Raw genomic sequence first — 15,166 nt, 5'->3', positions numbered from 1 at the left:
GGAACTCGGCGAAAGGAGATGCGATCATGGCAAACGAAGAAAAGGCGAAGCGGAGCGACGAATCCGGATCAAGACGGTTTCCGGTTGAAGGGAAGGCAGCCCGGGTATTGTCCACGTCCCTGGGCGTAGCGCTGCTGGCCAATGCCTTTCTGATCCCGGGAGCGACAGCGGCCGGAGCGTCGGCCAATACATCAGGTGACCAGACCTCGGCGGATGAACCGATCCTGGTCTCCTGGTCGACAGAGGAAGTTAAACAGTATTTTGATAAAAACGCGGACTGGAACATTCCGCTTAAGGAGCAGCCGGAGGAAGACAAGGAGGGGCAATCGGCGTCGACAGGTTCCGGATCGTCGGGCGGCGGAACGACCGTCATTAACAATTACGGCTCGGCTCATTCCGGATTCGGCTGGGATGACCTGCTGCTGTACCACATGCTGTTCAACAGCGGATCCAGCTATTCTACCACCAACTATTACAACGGCCGGCCGACGTACTACACCGGCACCAGCCAGACGTATAAGCCGCGGACCTATACCAGCGGCACGTTCCAGAACAAGCCGGTCGTCGGCTCGACGGTGCGCCCGAAAACGTCGACTTCGACCGGGTCGATCACCCGAAGAGGAACGTCGTCTTCGTCCGGCAGCATCGGCGGCAAGTCAAGCGGATTCAGCTCCTCTTCGAGCTCCCACTCCAGCTCCAGAAGCGGCGGGTTTGGCGGATGAGCAGCGTATTTGAGGTGCTTGCCCCGGGAACCGGGGAACGCACGGAGCGGGTGGAGCAGCTGCGGCAGCTGGGCTTTGCCTGGGCCGATCTGGAGGACGAGGAGTACTGGCTGGACCAGATCGTCGTCATGAACGGGGAGACGTACCGCGAACTCGAGGAGGCCTCCTCGAGGCTGTGGGGCGTGCTCGACAAGACGGTCCGCTATGTGCACAAGCGCCGCGACCTGTATGAGCTGATCGGCATACCGCAGATTTTGTGGGATATGCTGGACGACTGTCCGATTCCCGATAAAGGTCTGATCAGCCGCTATGCCCGGTTCGATTACGCGGTCGACCATGACGGAAGCATCAAGCTGTATGAGCTGAACGCCGATACGCCGACCGGCTATGTGGAAGCGTCGATCGCGACCCCCTGGCTGTGCGGCGAAGCGGGAATTCCGACGCCGAACGGGCGGATGAAGGAGCTCGTGAAAGCTGCCTGGGCCGTGGAGCGCCCGGATACCGCCGCCTGCGTCGCCTACGGCAGCCACCTCGAGGACTCGGGAACGATCGAGGCGCTGGTGAAGCACAGCGGCCTTCCCGTGACCTGCGTCGACTGCCTCGATCTGTGGATCGACGAGGGGATCGTCAAGGACGCGACGGGCCGGGAAATCAAGCGGATGTTCGCGCTGTACCCGAAGGAGTGGATGGCCGTCGACGACGGCGGGGACGCGCTCGCCTATGCGATCGAGACCGGCAAGCTTGCGCTTTTTAACGGACCACACAGCATCCTGCTGCAGTCCAAAGGACTGCTGGCGGCAGCCTGGGGCCTGTATGAACTGGGTCTCCTGTTTGACGAGTGGGAGCAGGAGACGGTAGAGAAATATATTTTGCCAACCTACAATAAGCCCGTGTTCTCGGGAAGCTATGTGTCCAAATCGATGTTCGGCCGCGAGGGCGGATCGGTGCGGATGTTCAATGAACAAGGAGAGATGGATATCCAGGACGAGGCCGGATTCGACACGAGCGTCCTGTTCCCGTCCGTCTATCAGCTGCGGGCGGAGCTCCCGCGGATTGAGACCGCCGCAGGGCCGCGGCACCTGCTGACCGGTATGTTCGTGATCAACGGACAGCCGTGCGGGCTGCTCGGAAGAGCGGGCGGATTGATTACGGGGAATACGAGCCATTTTATCGCGATGGGAGTGAAATAAATGAAGACCTACCACAAGTTCTTCCGGACGGGTCTGGGACTGTTCCTGCTGGCGGCGCTCCTGCTGAGCGCATGCTCCTCGAATGAACCCTCCGTATTCGATACAAGTGTGTCGACGTCGGAGGATACGAACGTATCCCGGGTTCCTTGGGATTACCGGATTGTCGAAGGAACGGTCGGCGATCTCATCGGCAGCGACATGACGGTCCTTCCGGACAACGAGCTGATGCCTAACGACGGTAACTATGCTACGGGGGACAAAATTTGGTCTTTGCAGTACATGGACGCCGAGATGACGACCGGTGCCAACCAGAAGACCGACGTCCGCCTGTCCTCCTGGGACACGATCAAGACGTTCAAGACGCAGGAGGAGGCCAAGAAAGACTTGGCCAATCTAAAAGTTAACGTGACGACCGAAGTCGACCTGGTCGGCGTATACCAAACAAAATACAAGGATCAGACGCGGGACTTTGCGGTCGTGGAGCTGCCTTCCGGCAACCGGATCAAGCAGCCGATCGACGATGCGCGCTACAAGGAACTGGAGAAGAAGAAGAAAGTTTCCGTCAAACTCGAGGAAGTTCATGATTTCGCCGATTACGATTCGGCATACGCAAAATTCAGGGGGTGGGCCAGTTAATGGTCGTCGTTAATATTGTTGTCAGTGTCATCGTCATCATCATCCTGCAGCTGCTCGGGATGGTGATCTTCAGCTGGATGACGCCGTTCAAGGACATGGAAGAGCTGAAGAAAGGCAATACGGCCGTCGGCATCGCGCTTGGGGGCAAATTTTTGGGGACGGCCATCATTCTCGGCGTGGCGGCTTATACGAACACGTCCATTTGGTTTTTGGCCATGTGGTTTGCCGTCGGGTACGTGTGCCTGATCGCCGTATACTGGATTTTCGAGCTGGTGACCCCTGGCTTTAAAATTTCCGAGCAGCTGCAAAAGGGAAATACGGCCGTTGCCGTCCTCTTGTCCATGGTGTTCGTCGGCATGGCTTTTGCCATCAGCAGCCTGATTGTATAAAGCTGTAGATCAAGCTGCGATGCTGAAGAGAGGGTGAGACCGCTGCATTTTTTCCTCCGGCTATCCGCCCGGATGATGCGGATGCGCAAAACGACGATTGGCCTGATTATTGTTATTTTTGTAACGTTGAGCGCAACGATCGCCTATCTGCTCGAGCCGTCTACCTTTCATAGCTGGTTTAATGCCCTGTACTGGGTTATGACGACGATGGCCACGGTCGGGTACGGCGACTTCTTTGCTGCTACGGTGGCCGGTAAAATATTTACGCTGTTTTTATACATCTTCGGTATCGGGCTGCTCAGCTTGGTCATCGGTAAAATCATCGATTCCATCGCGGGCATTCAGCGCCAAAGGGAGGCGGGAACGTTGAATTTTCACGGAGGCAATCATGTCATTTTAATCAATTGGAGCCGAAAGGCGAGGTCCGCCATCGACGAAATTCTCACGTACGACCCGAAGGCGCAGATCGTCATCGTCGATGAGACGGACCGCCATCCGGCGCTGCAGATGCACCAGGTGCATTTTGTCAGCGGGGATCCTTCGTCCGCGGAGACGCTGATCAAGGCTGGGATTGAGCGGGCGCGGGCGGCTATTATTTTCGCCGACACCCGGATCGAGGAAACATCGCTGACCGATGGCAAGTCGCTGCTGATCGCCTCCAGTATCGAACGAATCGCGCCCGAAGTGCACACGACGGTGGAAATCATGCACGAGAAGCACATTCAGAACTTCCGGTTTGTCCAGGTCAACGAATTCGTGCTGTCCCACGATGCGATCTCCAGCCTGGCGGTGCGGGCTGCGCTGCAGGAGGGAAATTCGGCGGTGATCAGCCAGCTGATCAGCCGCGAGCACGGGGACGATATCTACGAAGTTCCGTGCAATCCGGCCTGGAAAACCTACGGCGAAGCGTTTCAGGCGCTGCTAGCGCAGGGCGCCACCCTGCTGGCCGACCGGAACGACATGTCGATCAACCGGCGGTTAAGCGAGCCAATCCCGGCTGATGCAAGGCTGTATGTGGTTGCCGATGAGGCGACGTACCGGCGGATTGCCGGGAAATAAAGCCAATGCACTTGTCGATAGAGATCATTTCCCGAAAGAACCGATGGCCTGCAAGAGCGGGCTGTCGGTTTTTTTAGATATAAAGGTATAAGCGGGAGTAGAATGATTCCGAAGAGGCGAAGCGTTCTAAGAACTTTCCAAAGGAAAGCTGAATGTACACCGATGGACGTTATTACATAGGGATGAAGGGAGGACATGTCATGTTTTTAAAGGGAAACAGCGTCATGCCACGCAACCTGGGATCCATCCGCGTGCTCGAAAAGGCAGGCTTTCACCGTGAAGGCATCGCCCGCAGCAATGTGCTGATCAACGGCAAGTGGGAGGATCATCAGGTGCTGGCCATTATCAATCCGGTAGACTAGCGGGATGAGTCCGGCTCGCTTGGATCGGCCGTTTCAGCCGGCTTCAGCGAATCGGGGGGATCCTTCAGCGTAGACTCGATCAGCACATCGATCCCATCCATGGTTTGGACGGCAATAGCCTGATCAGGAGCCGTTCCCTGGATGGAAAATATGCCGGTTCCCACTTCGTATGCATTGGAATAGGTTCCGTGGTATTCGTGGCCTTCGACATCGGCGTAGGTTTCTACGGTACCGAGGCGGGTGCCGAGTTCGACGGAGTGCAGCTCGGTCAGCCGATACAGACGGCTATCCCAGCGGATAAACGGAAAAGCCCAGGAATGCGAGATGCCGGTTCGCACCGTCTCGTGTGCACCAGTGTTCCCTGGTTCTCGGCTGCCGCATCCCGGCAGTGTCGTGAGCAGCAGAACAATGGCCAGGAGTGCGGAGGGCAGGATCAGAGCGCGGCGGCGGAGAAATAATATGAATAGTGGTTTACGAGGAATAGTAGTCACCTCCCAAGTATTCATTCCCATATAAAGGTACTTTGGGCGGTGTGGAAAGAGAATCAAATGTCCGCTGCCCTCATCATTTTGTATTGAGAAAATGAGCGTAGGCTGACGGCAAACATCGTGCACTGCAATGAAGGAGGATTATATCTGTGAGTCAAACGATACGCGTAGAATGGGGCGGCCAGCCGGTCAAGCTGACCTGGATCCCAACGAAGGACATGCCGGATCCGGCCAAAGTGACCAGCGTTCACGGCATCTGTATGCTACGGGGTAACGTGCTGGCCGTTCATGTGGACGGGCGCGGTTTTGATATCCCTGGGGGGCATGTCGAGCCGGGCGAGACGCCGGAGGAGGCGTTTCACCGCGAGGTGCTGGAGGAAGGCAGCGTCCGCGGCCGTGCCGTGTACATCGGGATGATGGAAGTGAGCCACGAGGAGAATGAGCATTTTGACCCGAACGGCAAATATCCGCTGGTCGGCTACCAGCTGTTTTACCGGATGGACATTGAGGAATGCCTGCCGTTTAACCGGGAAAACGAGTGCCTGGCCCGAATTTGGGTGGAGCCTGAAGAGTTTCGTTATGTCATTGATCATGCCTTATTGGGACTGGTGCTGGAGGAAGCGCTGAAGCAGCCTGCCGGCGAATCGGGAGGGGAACGATGAGGGCGTGTAAACGCGCCTGCATCAGGATGATGTCGTCCATGGGGAACACCCTCCTCGAGTTCGGAAGACCCGGAGACCGCCTATCCTATTGCTCGGCCCCTGATTGATGCTCGTAGTTCCTCATCAGCATGCCGGTCGCTTTTTTCATACCCAAACGGGCGTAAAACTCCTGCACATCCGGATCGCACAGCAGATCCACCATATACAGCCCCTTCAGCCTCTCCAGCATCCGTGCCGTCAGCTCCTTGCCGATCCCCCGGCCTTGATATTCCGGAATCACTTCAAGCAAAGGAATATAGGCCGTTAATACTTTGTCTGATAAACAATTAATAAAGCCAATCATTCGCTTGGTATCAGAATCGATAGCCAGTATGATAAAGGTAGAGTTCGCAAGCAGCCGGATCAGCACAGCGGGGGTGGGCGGGTTGGGCCAGCCGTCGAAAAAGCCTGGGGCAACCGACGACTCCGTGATTCCCTGCAAATGGTCCTGGTAAATAATCATTGAGTGTACCTTCTTTCCTGAAAATGAAATGAGTTGGTATGACTTTACTATATAGGAGGTCAATCATGGACAACAACCCTGTCTGGTCGGAGCAGATGCCGGCCGTTCAGTTCCGGGTGGCGCGCCCGACGCACCAAATCGAGAAAATCAAACAGTTCTACCATGAAGGGCTCGGACCGCCGGTCATCGGCTCATTTCAGCAGCATCAAGGCTATGACGGTGTGATGTTCGGCTTGCCGGATTCCGCCTACCATCTTGAATTTACGCAGCATGAACACGGGGTTCCCGTGCCGCCGCCTTCAGAGGACAATCTGCTGGTGTTCTACATACCGGATACCGACAAGCGAAATGCCATCGCGCAGCGTCTTCAGGCGATGGGTTACCCGGCTGTCAAAGCCGAGAACCCGTACTGGGACGTTAACGGCATCACCATCTGTGACCCGGACGGCTGGCGCATCGTGCTGCAAAATACTAGCGGCCTATAGAATACAAAAGGAAAAAGCGGTTATACAGATCAAGTGTTACGAAAAATGGTAAGCAGATACATGCTGACGAAGGCAGCTTACCCAGGGGGCGATTATAATGAGCAGCAGTCCAATAAACCCGGCTGAGTGGATCGTGGAGGCCGATATCGCCGGCATGCAGGAAGCGATGAATACCGGCACCATCACTTCGGAAGAGCTGGTCCAGCTGTATTTGGAACGAATCCGGCAGTTTGACGGAAAACTGAAATCGGTCATCGAAGTGAACCCCGAGGCGCTGGATATCGCGCGGGCGCTCGACGAAGAGCGGTACGAAATCGGCACCCGCGGGCCGCTGCACGGCATCCCGATTTTGCTGAAGGACAACATTGCTACGCAGGATGCGATGCATACCAGCGCAGGGGCGCTGGCGCTGGCGGATTCGATAGCCGTGAAGGACTCCTTCGTGGCGGAAAAATTGCGGGCCGCCGGGGCGGTATTGCTTGGAAAAGCCAATATGACCGAGTGGGCCAACTTTATGTCCAGCACGATGTGGTCAGGTTACAGCAGCCGGGCTGGGTTATGCCTGAACCCTTACGGGCCCGGCGAACTGTTCGTCGGCGGCTCGAGCTCCGGCTCGGCCAGCGCGGTGGCGGCGAATCTGGCCGCGGCCGCCATCGGCACGGAGACCTCCGGGTCGATCATCAGCCCGGCCAGCCAGAACAATATCGTCGGGATCAAACCGACGATCGGCCTGGTAAGCCGAGCCGGCATTATCCCGATATCGCATACGCAGGATACGGCAGGCCCCATGGCCCGAACGGTGGCCGACGCGGCGGTGCTGCTTGGCGCTTTGACCGGCGTAGACCCGGAAGACGAGGTGACGCAAGGCAGCAGCGGTCAATTTTATACGGACTATACGCCGTTTCTGGATGCCGAATTTCTCCCGCAGGCGAGAATCGGGATTCCGAGGTTTTATTATCAGGATCTGGATGAGGACCGGCTGAATATCATCGAAGCCGCGATCAAGGTGCTGAAGGAGAAGGGAGCGGAGATCATCGACCCGGTTGAATTATCCTGCGAGCAGGCGGAGTGGGATGGGCATGTGCTGACCTACGAATTTAAAAAAGGGGTCAATGACTACTTGTCCCGCTTGTCGGAAGACGTGCCGGTGCATTCTCTCGAAGAGGTGATCCGGTTCAATGAGGAGCATGCGGATACCTGCCTGCGCTACGGGCAGGACGTTCTGATCCATTCGGAGGCTACCAGCGGCACGCTGACCGAAAAGGAGTATACCGACAGCCTGAAGCGCAGCGTCAGTCAGGCAAGGCAGGGGCTGAACGGGGCTTTCGATGAGCATAAGCTGGATGCCGTCTTGTTTCTGGGGAGTGAAGGGGGAGATGACCTGGCGGCACGGGCCGGTTTCCCGGTCATTACGGTGCCGGGCGGATTCGCAGAGCGCGGAGTCATTGCACCCGGCGGTTATACCACCAAAGGGCCTCAGGGGATTACTTTTATCGGCCGGGCTTTCAGCGAGCCGACGCTGATCAAGATCGCTTATGGCTATGAACAGGCCACCAGGCACCGGGTGCCTCCTGTTCTGGAGTAGGCAAGGGGGATGGTGAAAACTTAAAGCTGGTTTTTCAAGTAACGCCGCCGCGATGACCCGACCAGAAGGATGGAAACGAAAAGCATGATGAGACTTGCGGGCATAGGTTGGCCGTAAATCCAGCATTGGACGATCCGGGCGACGGCAGCCAGTCCAAGAATGAGTGACAACAGGATAAACGGGTCCAGCCTGCGTTTTAATCCCTTGCTGAACAGGAGCTTGATACCCCCGATCACTAGAGCGGACCAAAACAACACCATCAAGACAGCAGCCAAACCGATCAAGGCGAAATTCACGCGGGCTGCCCCCTTTCCAGAAAAGTGATGTATGATAGCAGTATAGCTTGCGTCCCATAATATGTAAAATAACACACGGAAAGGGGGCAGCCCATGCGTTCCCAGCTTGCCATTAAATATCCGCTGCGGGCAAAATTTTTGATCAGCATGGTTGTGATTCTAGCCATTACGATTCAAATGTTAATTGTTAATTCGTTGAATGACAATTTTAAAATAAGTATTTACGTCATGAATATATTGCTGCTTCTATTTATTGCCGGGGCCATTACGGTTGCACTCTTTCGCTCAGCAGGCAAACCCAAGTCACTGCTGCTCGAACCGGGAAAGCTTGTTCTGGAAGGCAAGGAAGTATCCGCTGCGGACATTCAGGGCGTGTGGATCAACGAGCGCTGGTATGGAATCAAGCTGAAGCAGCGGCGGATCGTGCCGATGAAGCTGTGCTTTGTCCTGCAGCCCCGTCAGCCCGCTGGCGAGCCAGAGCTTCTCCAATGGGCGGAGGAGCATACCATCCCCGTGGAACAGAGATTTTTTATCCGGTGGATGTAGCCGGCTAGACCAGATTCAGCTTATCCAAATTGCTGCGGATGACGCCACAGGACGCGGCAAACAGCCCGCGCTCATCTTCATTCAGATTCAGCTCGATAATTTCTTGGATCCCGTCGCTGTGAATAATCGCCGGGACGCCGGTACACACGCCGTGTTCGCCGTATTCTCCCTCGAGGATGGCTGACACGGCGATTATTTTATGCTCATCGTTCAGCACCGAGCGGGTGATGTGGGCAATGGCACTACCGATGCCAAAATGAGTAGATCCTTTGCGAGTGTAGATCTCCCAGCCGGCGTCCTTCGTTTTTCGGGCGATGTCCGTCAGGTCCACGTGCTTAAAGCGCTCCTTGTGTTGTGAGAGAATGTCCAGAACCGGTTTGCCGCCAATCGTGACATGCGACCAGGCGACGAACTGGGACTCGCCGTGTTCACCCAGAGCATACCCGTGAACACTGCGGGGATCGATCGAAAAGATGTCCGACAGCAGCGTTTTGAGGCGCGAAGAGTCGATGGACGTTCCGGTGCCGATAACCCGGTGCCGTGGAAAGCCCGACAACTGCCGGATCAGATAGGTGACGATATCGACCGGATTGGCCGCGGTGATGAATATGCCCTCAAAGCTGCTCTTCAAAATCGGCGTAACGATCTGCCGGGTGATAAGTACCGCCTCTTCAAGCACATCCAGCCGGGTCTGGCCCGGCTTCGGATTAGCTCCTGCCGTCAATATTACGACGTCCATATCCGAACAGTCCGCGTATGTTCCAGCGTAAACCGAAGTGCGCGTATGCGTAAAATCAATGCAGTGCGACAAGTCGAGCGCCTGTGCCAGCGCGCGGTCATAAGTGCGGTCGACCATCATGATCTCGTCGCAGATCGATTGGTTGATCATGGAATAGGCTGCAGTTGCACCGACCATGCCCGAGCCGACGATGGCGACCCTGCGCTTTCTTCTTTTCATTTCCGCCACCTTCTTCTCCGTGAGCTAGAATTCTTTTAAATTACCCTAAGGGCGATTTGGCCAGGGAACAATATGGAGCTCCCGCCCGCGCCTCCACCAGGCCAGCGCATCCAGGCGAACCCACCTTTTACACATGGTCGTGCTGACCGAACTTCCCAGTATGGCGATCAGCTCATGCCCGTTGGCCCGCTTGAGGCCGGCATACACCGCAGAGCTGAGAATAATTTCGTAGACCACAAACGTAAACACATCGGATCGGGACACGACCCAAACCGTAAACTCGGAACGCCGCCTGGGGCGCCCTAGGTCCTTCTTCATTCCTTTCCTCCTGCCCTGTGCCCTGGGGTAATTTTGAAGCGGCACTTTGAATCGTGGAATCATATTATTTTATGGAAAATCGGGCTTGGGCTATTCGCTCCTCACGCGGAGTGGAAGGTTTCGGTCGCAGGGCGTCCTTTTTTTTCGTACCCTGATCAATGGGAGAAGACATCAAAAGTGTGCGGCGATACAAGCCGTTCTCAGCATATTGCGGATTACGGTTGGCAATAAATATAGTACATGGTAAACCGGGAGCGGCCTTACAAGTGTAGGGCTGCTCTTTTGGCATGATCAGGTGGGGAAGGAGGGATCCAAGTTGGGGTAACGAAAAAGCAGCACCGGTTTTTATCGCGTACCCTCAAACAAGCCTTTGAGGTGAAGAAGGTTGCGCTCCCGTGGAACCGGGCTTTATGCGCCGGCTTGTGCATTGGCCTGCCATCCCTGATCGGATTTTGGCTTGGCCAATTTTCGTACGGGATGCTGGCAGGAACAGGCGGATTCGCCTATCTATACGTGGCGAGCGAGCCGTATGCGTTAAGGGCTAAAAAAATTCTGTTTGCCGCCCTGGGCCTGACGTTCTCTGTGGCAGCTGGAACGCTGCTGGCTCCTTACCCGCTCCTTGCCGCCTTTGTTCTGGGCTGCATCGGGGCAGCGGCGTCCTACCTGTTCGGCGTGCTGAAGTTTAAAGGTCCGGGGGCGTTATTCTTCGTGCTCAGCTTCACGCTGGCCACGGGGATGCCGCCCGATCCTTCCCAGGCGTTCCTCCGCGGCGGCTTGGTGTTTCTAGGCGGAATGCTGGCCTGGTGCTTTGCCATGGCCGGCTGGCTGCTTCGGCCGCACGGTCCCGAAATCGGCGCCGTCCGCCAGCTGTATCTCGACCTGGGCTCCCTATTGGATGGTGCGGGTACCCGGGAATACAGCCGGGCCCGGCATCAAACGCTGCTGTCCATGTACAGCGCGGAAACCACACTCGCGACAGGCGGGTTCGATCGGCGAAGCGACGCAACACCGCGCCGGTTGTCGCGGATGTACTCGCTTGCGCACCACATTTATCTGATTACGGACAAAATTCCGTTGGCCGTGGGGGAGAAGCTGCCGCCTGAGCTCAGCGCCGCGGTCAGAAGGGCAGGGGAAGCGTGCGGGCAGCCGGATGCATGGGTTCAAACGCCGCTGCCGGACGGCCCGGATCCCCGCATCCGGGATCTGAGGAACCTTGTTGGGCAGCTGGATGCTATTTTTAGCGATGCGGAACCCGAGGGGGAGCAGGACCGCCGCAAGCTGACCCGCACGCCGGTGTGGAGCATCCTAGAGGGCAATTTGGATAAGGACTCGATCGTATTTCTGCAGGCGATCCGGTTCGGTGTCATTTTGATGGTGGCTGCCGCTGCCGCGTATGCGTTTCAGCTGAACCGGTCCTACTGGGTGCCGCTCTCCTGTGCTTCGGTGATGCTCGGCGCCACCGTTATCGCGACCTTTCACCGGGCGATTCAGCGATCCCTCGGAACGATACTCGGCATCCTCATCGCGAGCGCGATATTGTGGACCCACCCGGAGGACTTCGTCGTATCCATAGCGATCATGCTGTTCACCTTTTTTACGGAACTGCTGATCGTGCGTAACTACGCCCTGGCCATGCTGTTCATCACGCCCAACGCGCTGCTGATGGCGGAGACCAATACCCGGATACATAACTTCGGCTACTTTGCCGGCGCCAGGCTGACCGACGTGCTCGTCGGCAGCGTCATCGGCCTGATCGGCGTGCTGCTGGTCGGCAGCCGCTCGGCTTCCAGCCGGATTCCGTACCTTCTCGGCCGGACGATCCGCAGCCAGGCGCAGTTTCTGGCGCTGCTGTTCATTCGGCAGCCTGCGAGTGCCACAGCGAAGCTGAGCCTCATCCTCCAGCAGCGCTCCATGCGGCGGCACCTGTCCAATCTGAGGACGGTGTACCAGACCGCGCTCGGCGAGATTCCGCGCAGCGAGGAGGAGCTGGAAAAGCTGCTGCCCGTCATCTGGTCGCTGGATCAGTTCGGGTACGTGCTGAACTCCTACGCGCTGAGCGCCCTCCGGCCCGTTCTGCCCGACCAGGAGCTGGGAGCGGTGCTGCTCCATCTCGAGAAAATGGCCCAGTCCGCAGAGCAGCGGCGGGAGACGGAAGAGGGGCCAGAGGGAACCGACGGGCTGGAGCTGCCGCTGGTGCCGGATATCGGGCAGGAGCTCGCCGATCTCCGGCATGCGCTGAACGGCAGGTGAGCGGGCACCAATCCCAACAAAAAACAGCCCTCTTCCATGGCAAATGCCTTGGAAAGAGGGCTGTTTGGTTTAATGCGTCAAACGATGGTTTACAGATTAGTAAGCCAACGTGTAGAGAGCTTTGATGTGGGACAGGTAACGGATGTTACTTGCTTCCTTCATCAGGGATGCAGGCAGACCTTTGAGGGACGTGTTGCTTTCGCCGATGGTAGCCACGGCATCTTTACGGCCAAGGCTTGCAAGCGTACCGGAGTTCACCGGAGCAAATGTTTCGAACGCATGGTTTTCGAGCAGGGCATACAGGTTGTAACCGATCAGCTCGCCCATTTGCCAAGCGATTTGCGCGGTTGGCGGTTGTGGACGTCCGCTTGGATCAAATACAACGGCGCTGTCCCCAGCCACAAACACGTCCGGATGGGAAGTGGACTGCAGGAATTCGTTGACGGTAGCGCGTCCGCGGTTTACTTCGAGGCCGGATTCGCCTACGAGCGGGTTGCCTTGCACGCCGCCTGTCCATACGAAGGTGTTGGTTACGATCTTTTGACCGTCTTTCAGGTCAACCACGTTGCCTTCCACGTTTGTTACAGGCAATCCTGTCAGGAAGGTTACGCCGCGTTTTTCCAGACTGCTTTGCGCGCGCTCGATGAGGTGATCAGGCAGCACAGGCAGGATTTTAGGGCCGGCTTCAACCAGAAGCAGCTTCACTTCGGCTGGATTTACGCCGTATTTTTTAGCCAGACCAGGCATGATATCAGCGATTTCGCCGACAAGCTCAACGCCGGTCAAGCCGCCGCCGCCGATGAGAATCGTTGCGTCAGCTTCGTTTTTGGTTTTGGAGTATTCGCGAATGCGGTCTTCGATGTGCTTATGAATGTTCAGCGCGTCTTCAGCAGACTTCAGCACGAAGCTGTACTGCTCGAGCCCTGGAATGCCGAAGTAAGCCGTTTTACTTCCGAGTGCGACAACCAAAGCGTCGTAAGACAGGCTGGAACCGTCGGAAAGTTTGATTTCTTTGCTGTCTACGGAGAAAGAGTTGACCGTTGCGATCTTCAGGTCGACTTCTTTGCCCTTGAACAGTTTTTCGAGCGGCATAGCGATCGCTTTCTCAGCAATGCTGCCTGCAGCCAGACGGTGCAGCTCGGTAATGATTTGGTGCGTAGGGTATTGGTTCACGACCGTAACCCGTGCTTGATCTTTGTTCATATATTTGCGTACGGTCAGAGCGGCAAGCAAGCCGCCGTAACCGGCACCCAAAATGACAATATGTTTTGACATGGTTTTTCCTCCGTCCTTACTGGTTAGATGTATAAAAGATTATTGTTGTTTTGCTTTTTCCGCAGAGATTTGAAGGTAAGCGTTCAGGAACCGGAAGATTTTTTGAGCTTGCGGATCCTTCAGCATTTTAAGCAGACCAAAAAGACCGATCACTTCGTTGCTGTCTTCAGCGCGGTCTTTCGCTTCGATGACATTAGCGGCGATGTTCTTCACCGAATGCTTCACAGGCTCCACAATTTCGGTGATCGCGCCGACGGTGTCGCTCTTCAGCACTTTGTCGGTAGCGACGGTTTGAGCGAAGTCATAAGACTTTGTCAATAGATTCACAAGCTCAGTCAGCTTTGGAAGCTGGTCGACCAGAATCGTAAGGGATTCCTGCACCTCAGGTTTGAGCAGCTGGTCCAGCACGTCGTTTTGTTCCTTGCCGACAGACACGTTTTGTGTCTCTTGTTCAGAAATTGCTTCTGACATGTCCATTTCTCCTTTGCGTAAGCAGTTGTGCTTAAGTATTTTTATAATGAAAAGGAGCTCATAGACTCCCTTCGAAGGAGTATCTACAAGCCACAAGACCTTTTCCGTCCGAAAAGGCCTAGTCACTATCGTCCTCCTAATGTTAACATAAATGATCGTAAAAAGGACCACTTTACGAAAGAAATGTGAAAAAATATACATGGTATCGCCGCCATCGATTGGAAAAGAGCTTGCAGGCCGGGCGTCCAGCGCAGCGGACCCGCTTATTTCATTCGTTTTAAGCATTTTCCAAACGGCCTGGCGCTATGCATTGGCGGGTTTATTTTTTGAGGAAATCTTCTGATATCAAAAAAGCCAATCTCCTTATCAAGGAAATTGGCTTATCGTTTGCCCCGGGCAGGAAACCCTGCGTGGAAGACGTTATTTGGCTTAGTATCGATCATGGGATCATTCCGCCGGATTTAAGGGATCGGATACCGGATCTACGGCAGCGGGCGCATACTTCCGGTACTGTCTCAGCATGAAAATCCGCCAGCGGAGGATCATGCCAAAGGCCAGAATGAAGAACAGGGCGCCGGTCTGCGGAATCGATACATATTCCTCAATCACCTGGTGCAGCAGCATGCGGACAGCCAGCAGGGCGAAGAGAATAATGATAAAGCTCTTGGAGCGCTGTGCAAAGACCTGTCCTCCGCTTACTTCAAATTTGGTGCTGCGTATCAGCGGATAGGAGAACAGGAACCAGCCGACTAAAAAGGCGATGAGCGCCCACCACAGCGGGATTCTCACAGCCGGGGCGACGAACATCAGAAAACCGGTCGCCATGCCCATCGGCGGAATTAGTATTTTCTTTATCGTAACGGGTCTGTGGCTCGCCTTGAGACGGATGAATATGGTCATCAGGGCCAAAACCAACGTCCCCACGGTCGTTCCAATTTGCAAATACAAGGGACTGATATGAGGCACGTCAAG

The 15,166-nt window shown here is 55.8% G+C and carries 18 protein-coding genes and 1 pseudogene; 11 read left to right on the top strand and 8 right to left on the bottom strand.

What is annotated here, in order from left to right:
* Window positions 1-26: 26 nt before the first annotated feature.
* From GCU45_RS14395 to GCU45_RS14370, 6 genes and pseudogenes are all read left to right on the top strand, one after another.
* Complete coding sequence (locus GCU45_RS14395) at window positions 27-722, top strand: hypothetical protein (RefSeq protein ID WP_152399432.1); 696 nt, start codon at window positions 27-29, stop codon at window positions 720-722.
* Window positions 719-1,912 carry a glutathionylspermidine synthase family protein gene (locus GCU45_RS14390; RefSeq protein WP_152399431.1) on the top strand — a complete coding sequence of 398 codons (1,194 nt, stop codon included), beginning with the start codon at window positions 719-721 and terminating at the stop codon, window positions 1,910-1,912. The genes GCU45_RS14395 and GCU45_RS14390 overlap by 4 nt, the downstream gene beginning before the upstream one ends.
* Window positions 1,913-2,548 carry a hypothetical protein gene (locus GCU45_RS14385; RefSeq protein ID WP_105445733.1) on the top strand — a complete coding sequence of 212 codons (636 nt, stop codon included), beginning with the start codon at window positions 1,913-1,915 and terminating at the stop codon, window positions 2,546-2,548. It begins immediately after the preceding gene.
* Window positions 2,548-2,937, top strand: a complete 390-nt coding sequence (locus GCU45_RS14380; RefSeq protein ID WP_105445732.1) for a DUF350 domain-containing protein — start codon at window positions 2,548-2,550, stop codon at window positions 2,935-2,937. The genes GCU45_RS14385 and GCU45_RS14380 overlap by 1 nt, the downstream gene beginning before the upstream one ends.
* Before the next feature lie 81 nt (window positions 2,938-3,018).
* Window positions 3,019-3,996, top strand: a complete 978-nt coding sequence (locus GCU45_RS14375; RefSeq protein WP_341874560.1) for a potassium channel family protein — start codon at window positions 3,019-3,021, stop codon at window positions 3,994-3,996.
* A gap of 221 nt (window positions 3,997-4,217) precedes the next feature.
* Window positions 4,218-4,358, top strand: a pseudogene (locus GCU45_RS14370) (GNAT family N-acetyltransferase); the annotation flags it as partial.
* Here GCU45_RS14370 and GCU45_RS14365 read toward each other — a convergent pair.
* Entirely contained in the window at window positions 4,355-4,849 is a 495-nt protein-coding gene (locus tag GCU45_RS14365; protein WP_152399430.1) for a hypothetical protein, read from the bottom strand. The pseudogene GCU45_RS14370 and the gene GCU45_RS14365 sit on opposite strands and share 4 nt — an antisense overlap.
* 146 nt (window positions 4,850-4,995) lie before the next feature.
* Between GCU45_RS14365 and GCU45_RS14360 the strand changes: the two genes are divergently transcribed.
* On the top strand, window positions 4,996-5,508 hold the full coding sequence (locus GCU45_RS14360; RefSeq protein WP_244364568.1) for an NUDIX domain-containing protein: 513 nt from the start codon (window positions 4,996-4,998) through the stop codon (window positions 5,506-5,508).
* 85 nt (window positions 5,509-5,593) lie between these two features.
* Here GCU45_RS14360 and GCU45_RS14355 read toward each other — a convergent pair whose 3' ends face one another.
* Window positions 5,594-6,010 (bottom strand): GNAT family N-acetyltransferase, encoded by a 417-nt coding sequence (locus GCU45_RS14355; protein ID WP_152399429.1) that lies wholly within the window; start codon window positions 6,008-6,010, stop codon window positions 5,594-5,596.
* Between the two features lie 65 nt (window positions 6,011-6,075).
* Here GCU45_RS14355 and GCU45_RS14350 point away from each other — a divergent pair, with 65 nt between their 5' ends.
* Window positions 6,076-6,495: a VOC family protein gene (locus tag GCU45_RS14350; RefSeq protein WP_152399428.1), complete on the top strand. Its 420-nt coding sequence runs from the start codon at window positions 6,076-6,078 to the stop codon at window positions 6,493-6,495.
* Window positions 6,496-6,592: 97 nt separating this feature from the next.
* Complete coding sequence (locus tag GCU45_RS14345) at window positions 6,593-8,080, top strand: amidase family protein (protein WP_152399427.1); 1,488 nt, start codon at window positions 6,593-6,595, stop codon at window positions 8,078-8,080.
* Window positions 8,081-8,100: 20 nt separating this feature from the next.
* Here GCU45_RS14345 and GCU45_RS14340 read toward each other — a convergent pair whose 3' ends face one another.
* The gene (locus tag GCU45_RS14340; RefSeq protein WP_152399426.1) at window positions 8,101-8,376 is read right to left on the bottom strand and encodes a hypothetical protein; all 276 of its coding nucleotides are present in this window, start codon (window positions 8,374-8,376) and stop codon (window positions 8,101-8,103) included.
* 93 nt (window positions 8,377-8,469) lie between these two features.
* On the opposite strand from GCU45_RS14340, the gene GCU45_RS14335 reads away from it, so the two are divergent.
* Window positions 8,470-8,922 carry a hypothetical protein gene (locus GCU45_RS14335; protein ID WP_152399425.1) on the top strand — a complete coding sequence of 151 codons (453 nt, stop codon included), beginning with the start codon at window positions 8,470-8,472 and terminating at the stop codon, window positions 8,920-8,922.
* A gap of 4 nt (window positions 8,923-8,926) precedes the next feature.
* Here GCU45_RS14335 and GCU45_RS14330 read toward each other — a convergent pair whose 3' ends face one another.
* Window positions 8,927-9,880, bottom strand: coding sequence for an L-lactate dehydrogenase (locus tag GCU45_RS14330; RefSeq protein WP_152399424.1), 954 nt, complete (start codon window positions 9,878-9,880; stop codon window positions 8,927-8,929).
* A gap of 45 nt (window positions 9,881-9,925) precedes the next feature.
* On the bottom strand, window positions 9,926-10,198 hold the full coding sequence (locus GCU45_RS14325; protein WP_076172785.1) for a hypothetical protein: 273 nt from the start codon (window positions 10,196-10,198) through the stop codon (window positions 9,926-9,928).
* Window positions 10,199-10,573: 375 nt separating this feature from the next.
* Here GCU45_RS14325 and GCU45_RS14320 point away from each other — a divergent pair, with 375 nt between their 5' ends.
* Window positions 10,574-12,448 (top strand): FUSC family protein, encoded by a 1,875-nt coding sequence (locus GCU45_RS14320; protein ID WP_152399423.1) that lies wholly within the window; start codon window positions 10,574-10,576, stop codon window positions 12,446-12,448.
* Window positions 12,449-12,544: 96 nt separating this feature from the next.
* Here the strand turns inward: GCU45_RS14320 and GCU45_RS14315 are convergent, their stop codons facing one another.
* From GCU45_RS14315 to GCU45_RS14305, 3 genes are all read right to left on the bottom strand, one after another.
* On the bottom strand, window positions 12,545-13,723 hold the full coding sequence (locus tag GCU45_RS14315; RefSeq protein WP_076172787.1) for an NAD(P)/FAD-dependent oxidoreductase: 1,179 nt from the start codon (window positions 13,721-13,723) through the stop codon (window positions 12,545-12,547).
* Between the two features lie 39 nt (window positions 13,724-13,762).
* Entirely contained in the window at window positions 13,763-14,194 is a 432-nt protein-coding gene (locus GCU45_RS14310; protein WP_152399422.1) for a helical membrane plugin domain-containing protein, read from the bottom strand.
* Between the two features lie 447 nt (window positions 14,195-14,641).
* Window positions 14,642-15,160: a CcdC family protein gene (locus GCU45_RS14305; RefSeq protein ID WP_152399421.1), complete on the bottom strand. Its 519-nt coding sequence runs from the start codon at window positions 15,158-15,160 to the stop codon at window positions 14,642-14,644.
* Window positions 15,161-15,166 lie beyond the last annotated feature (6 nt).

It is taken from the genome of Paenibacillus cellulositrophicus, from assembly GCF_009363095.1.
GTDB lineage: Bacteria > Bacillota > Bacilli > Paenibacillales > Paenibacillaceae > Paenibacillus_AQ > Paenibacillus_AQ favisporus.
This window is presented reverse-complemented; position numbering and strand designations above follow the sequence as displayed.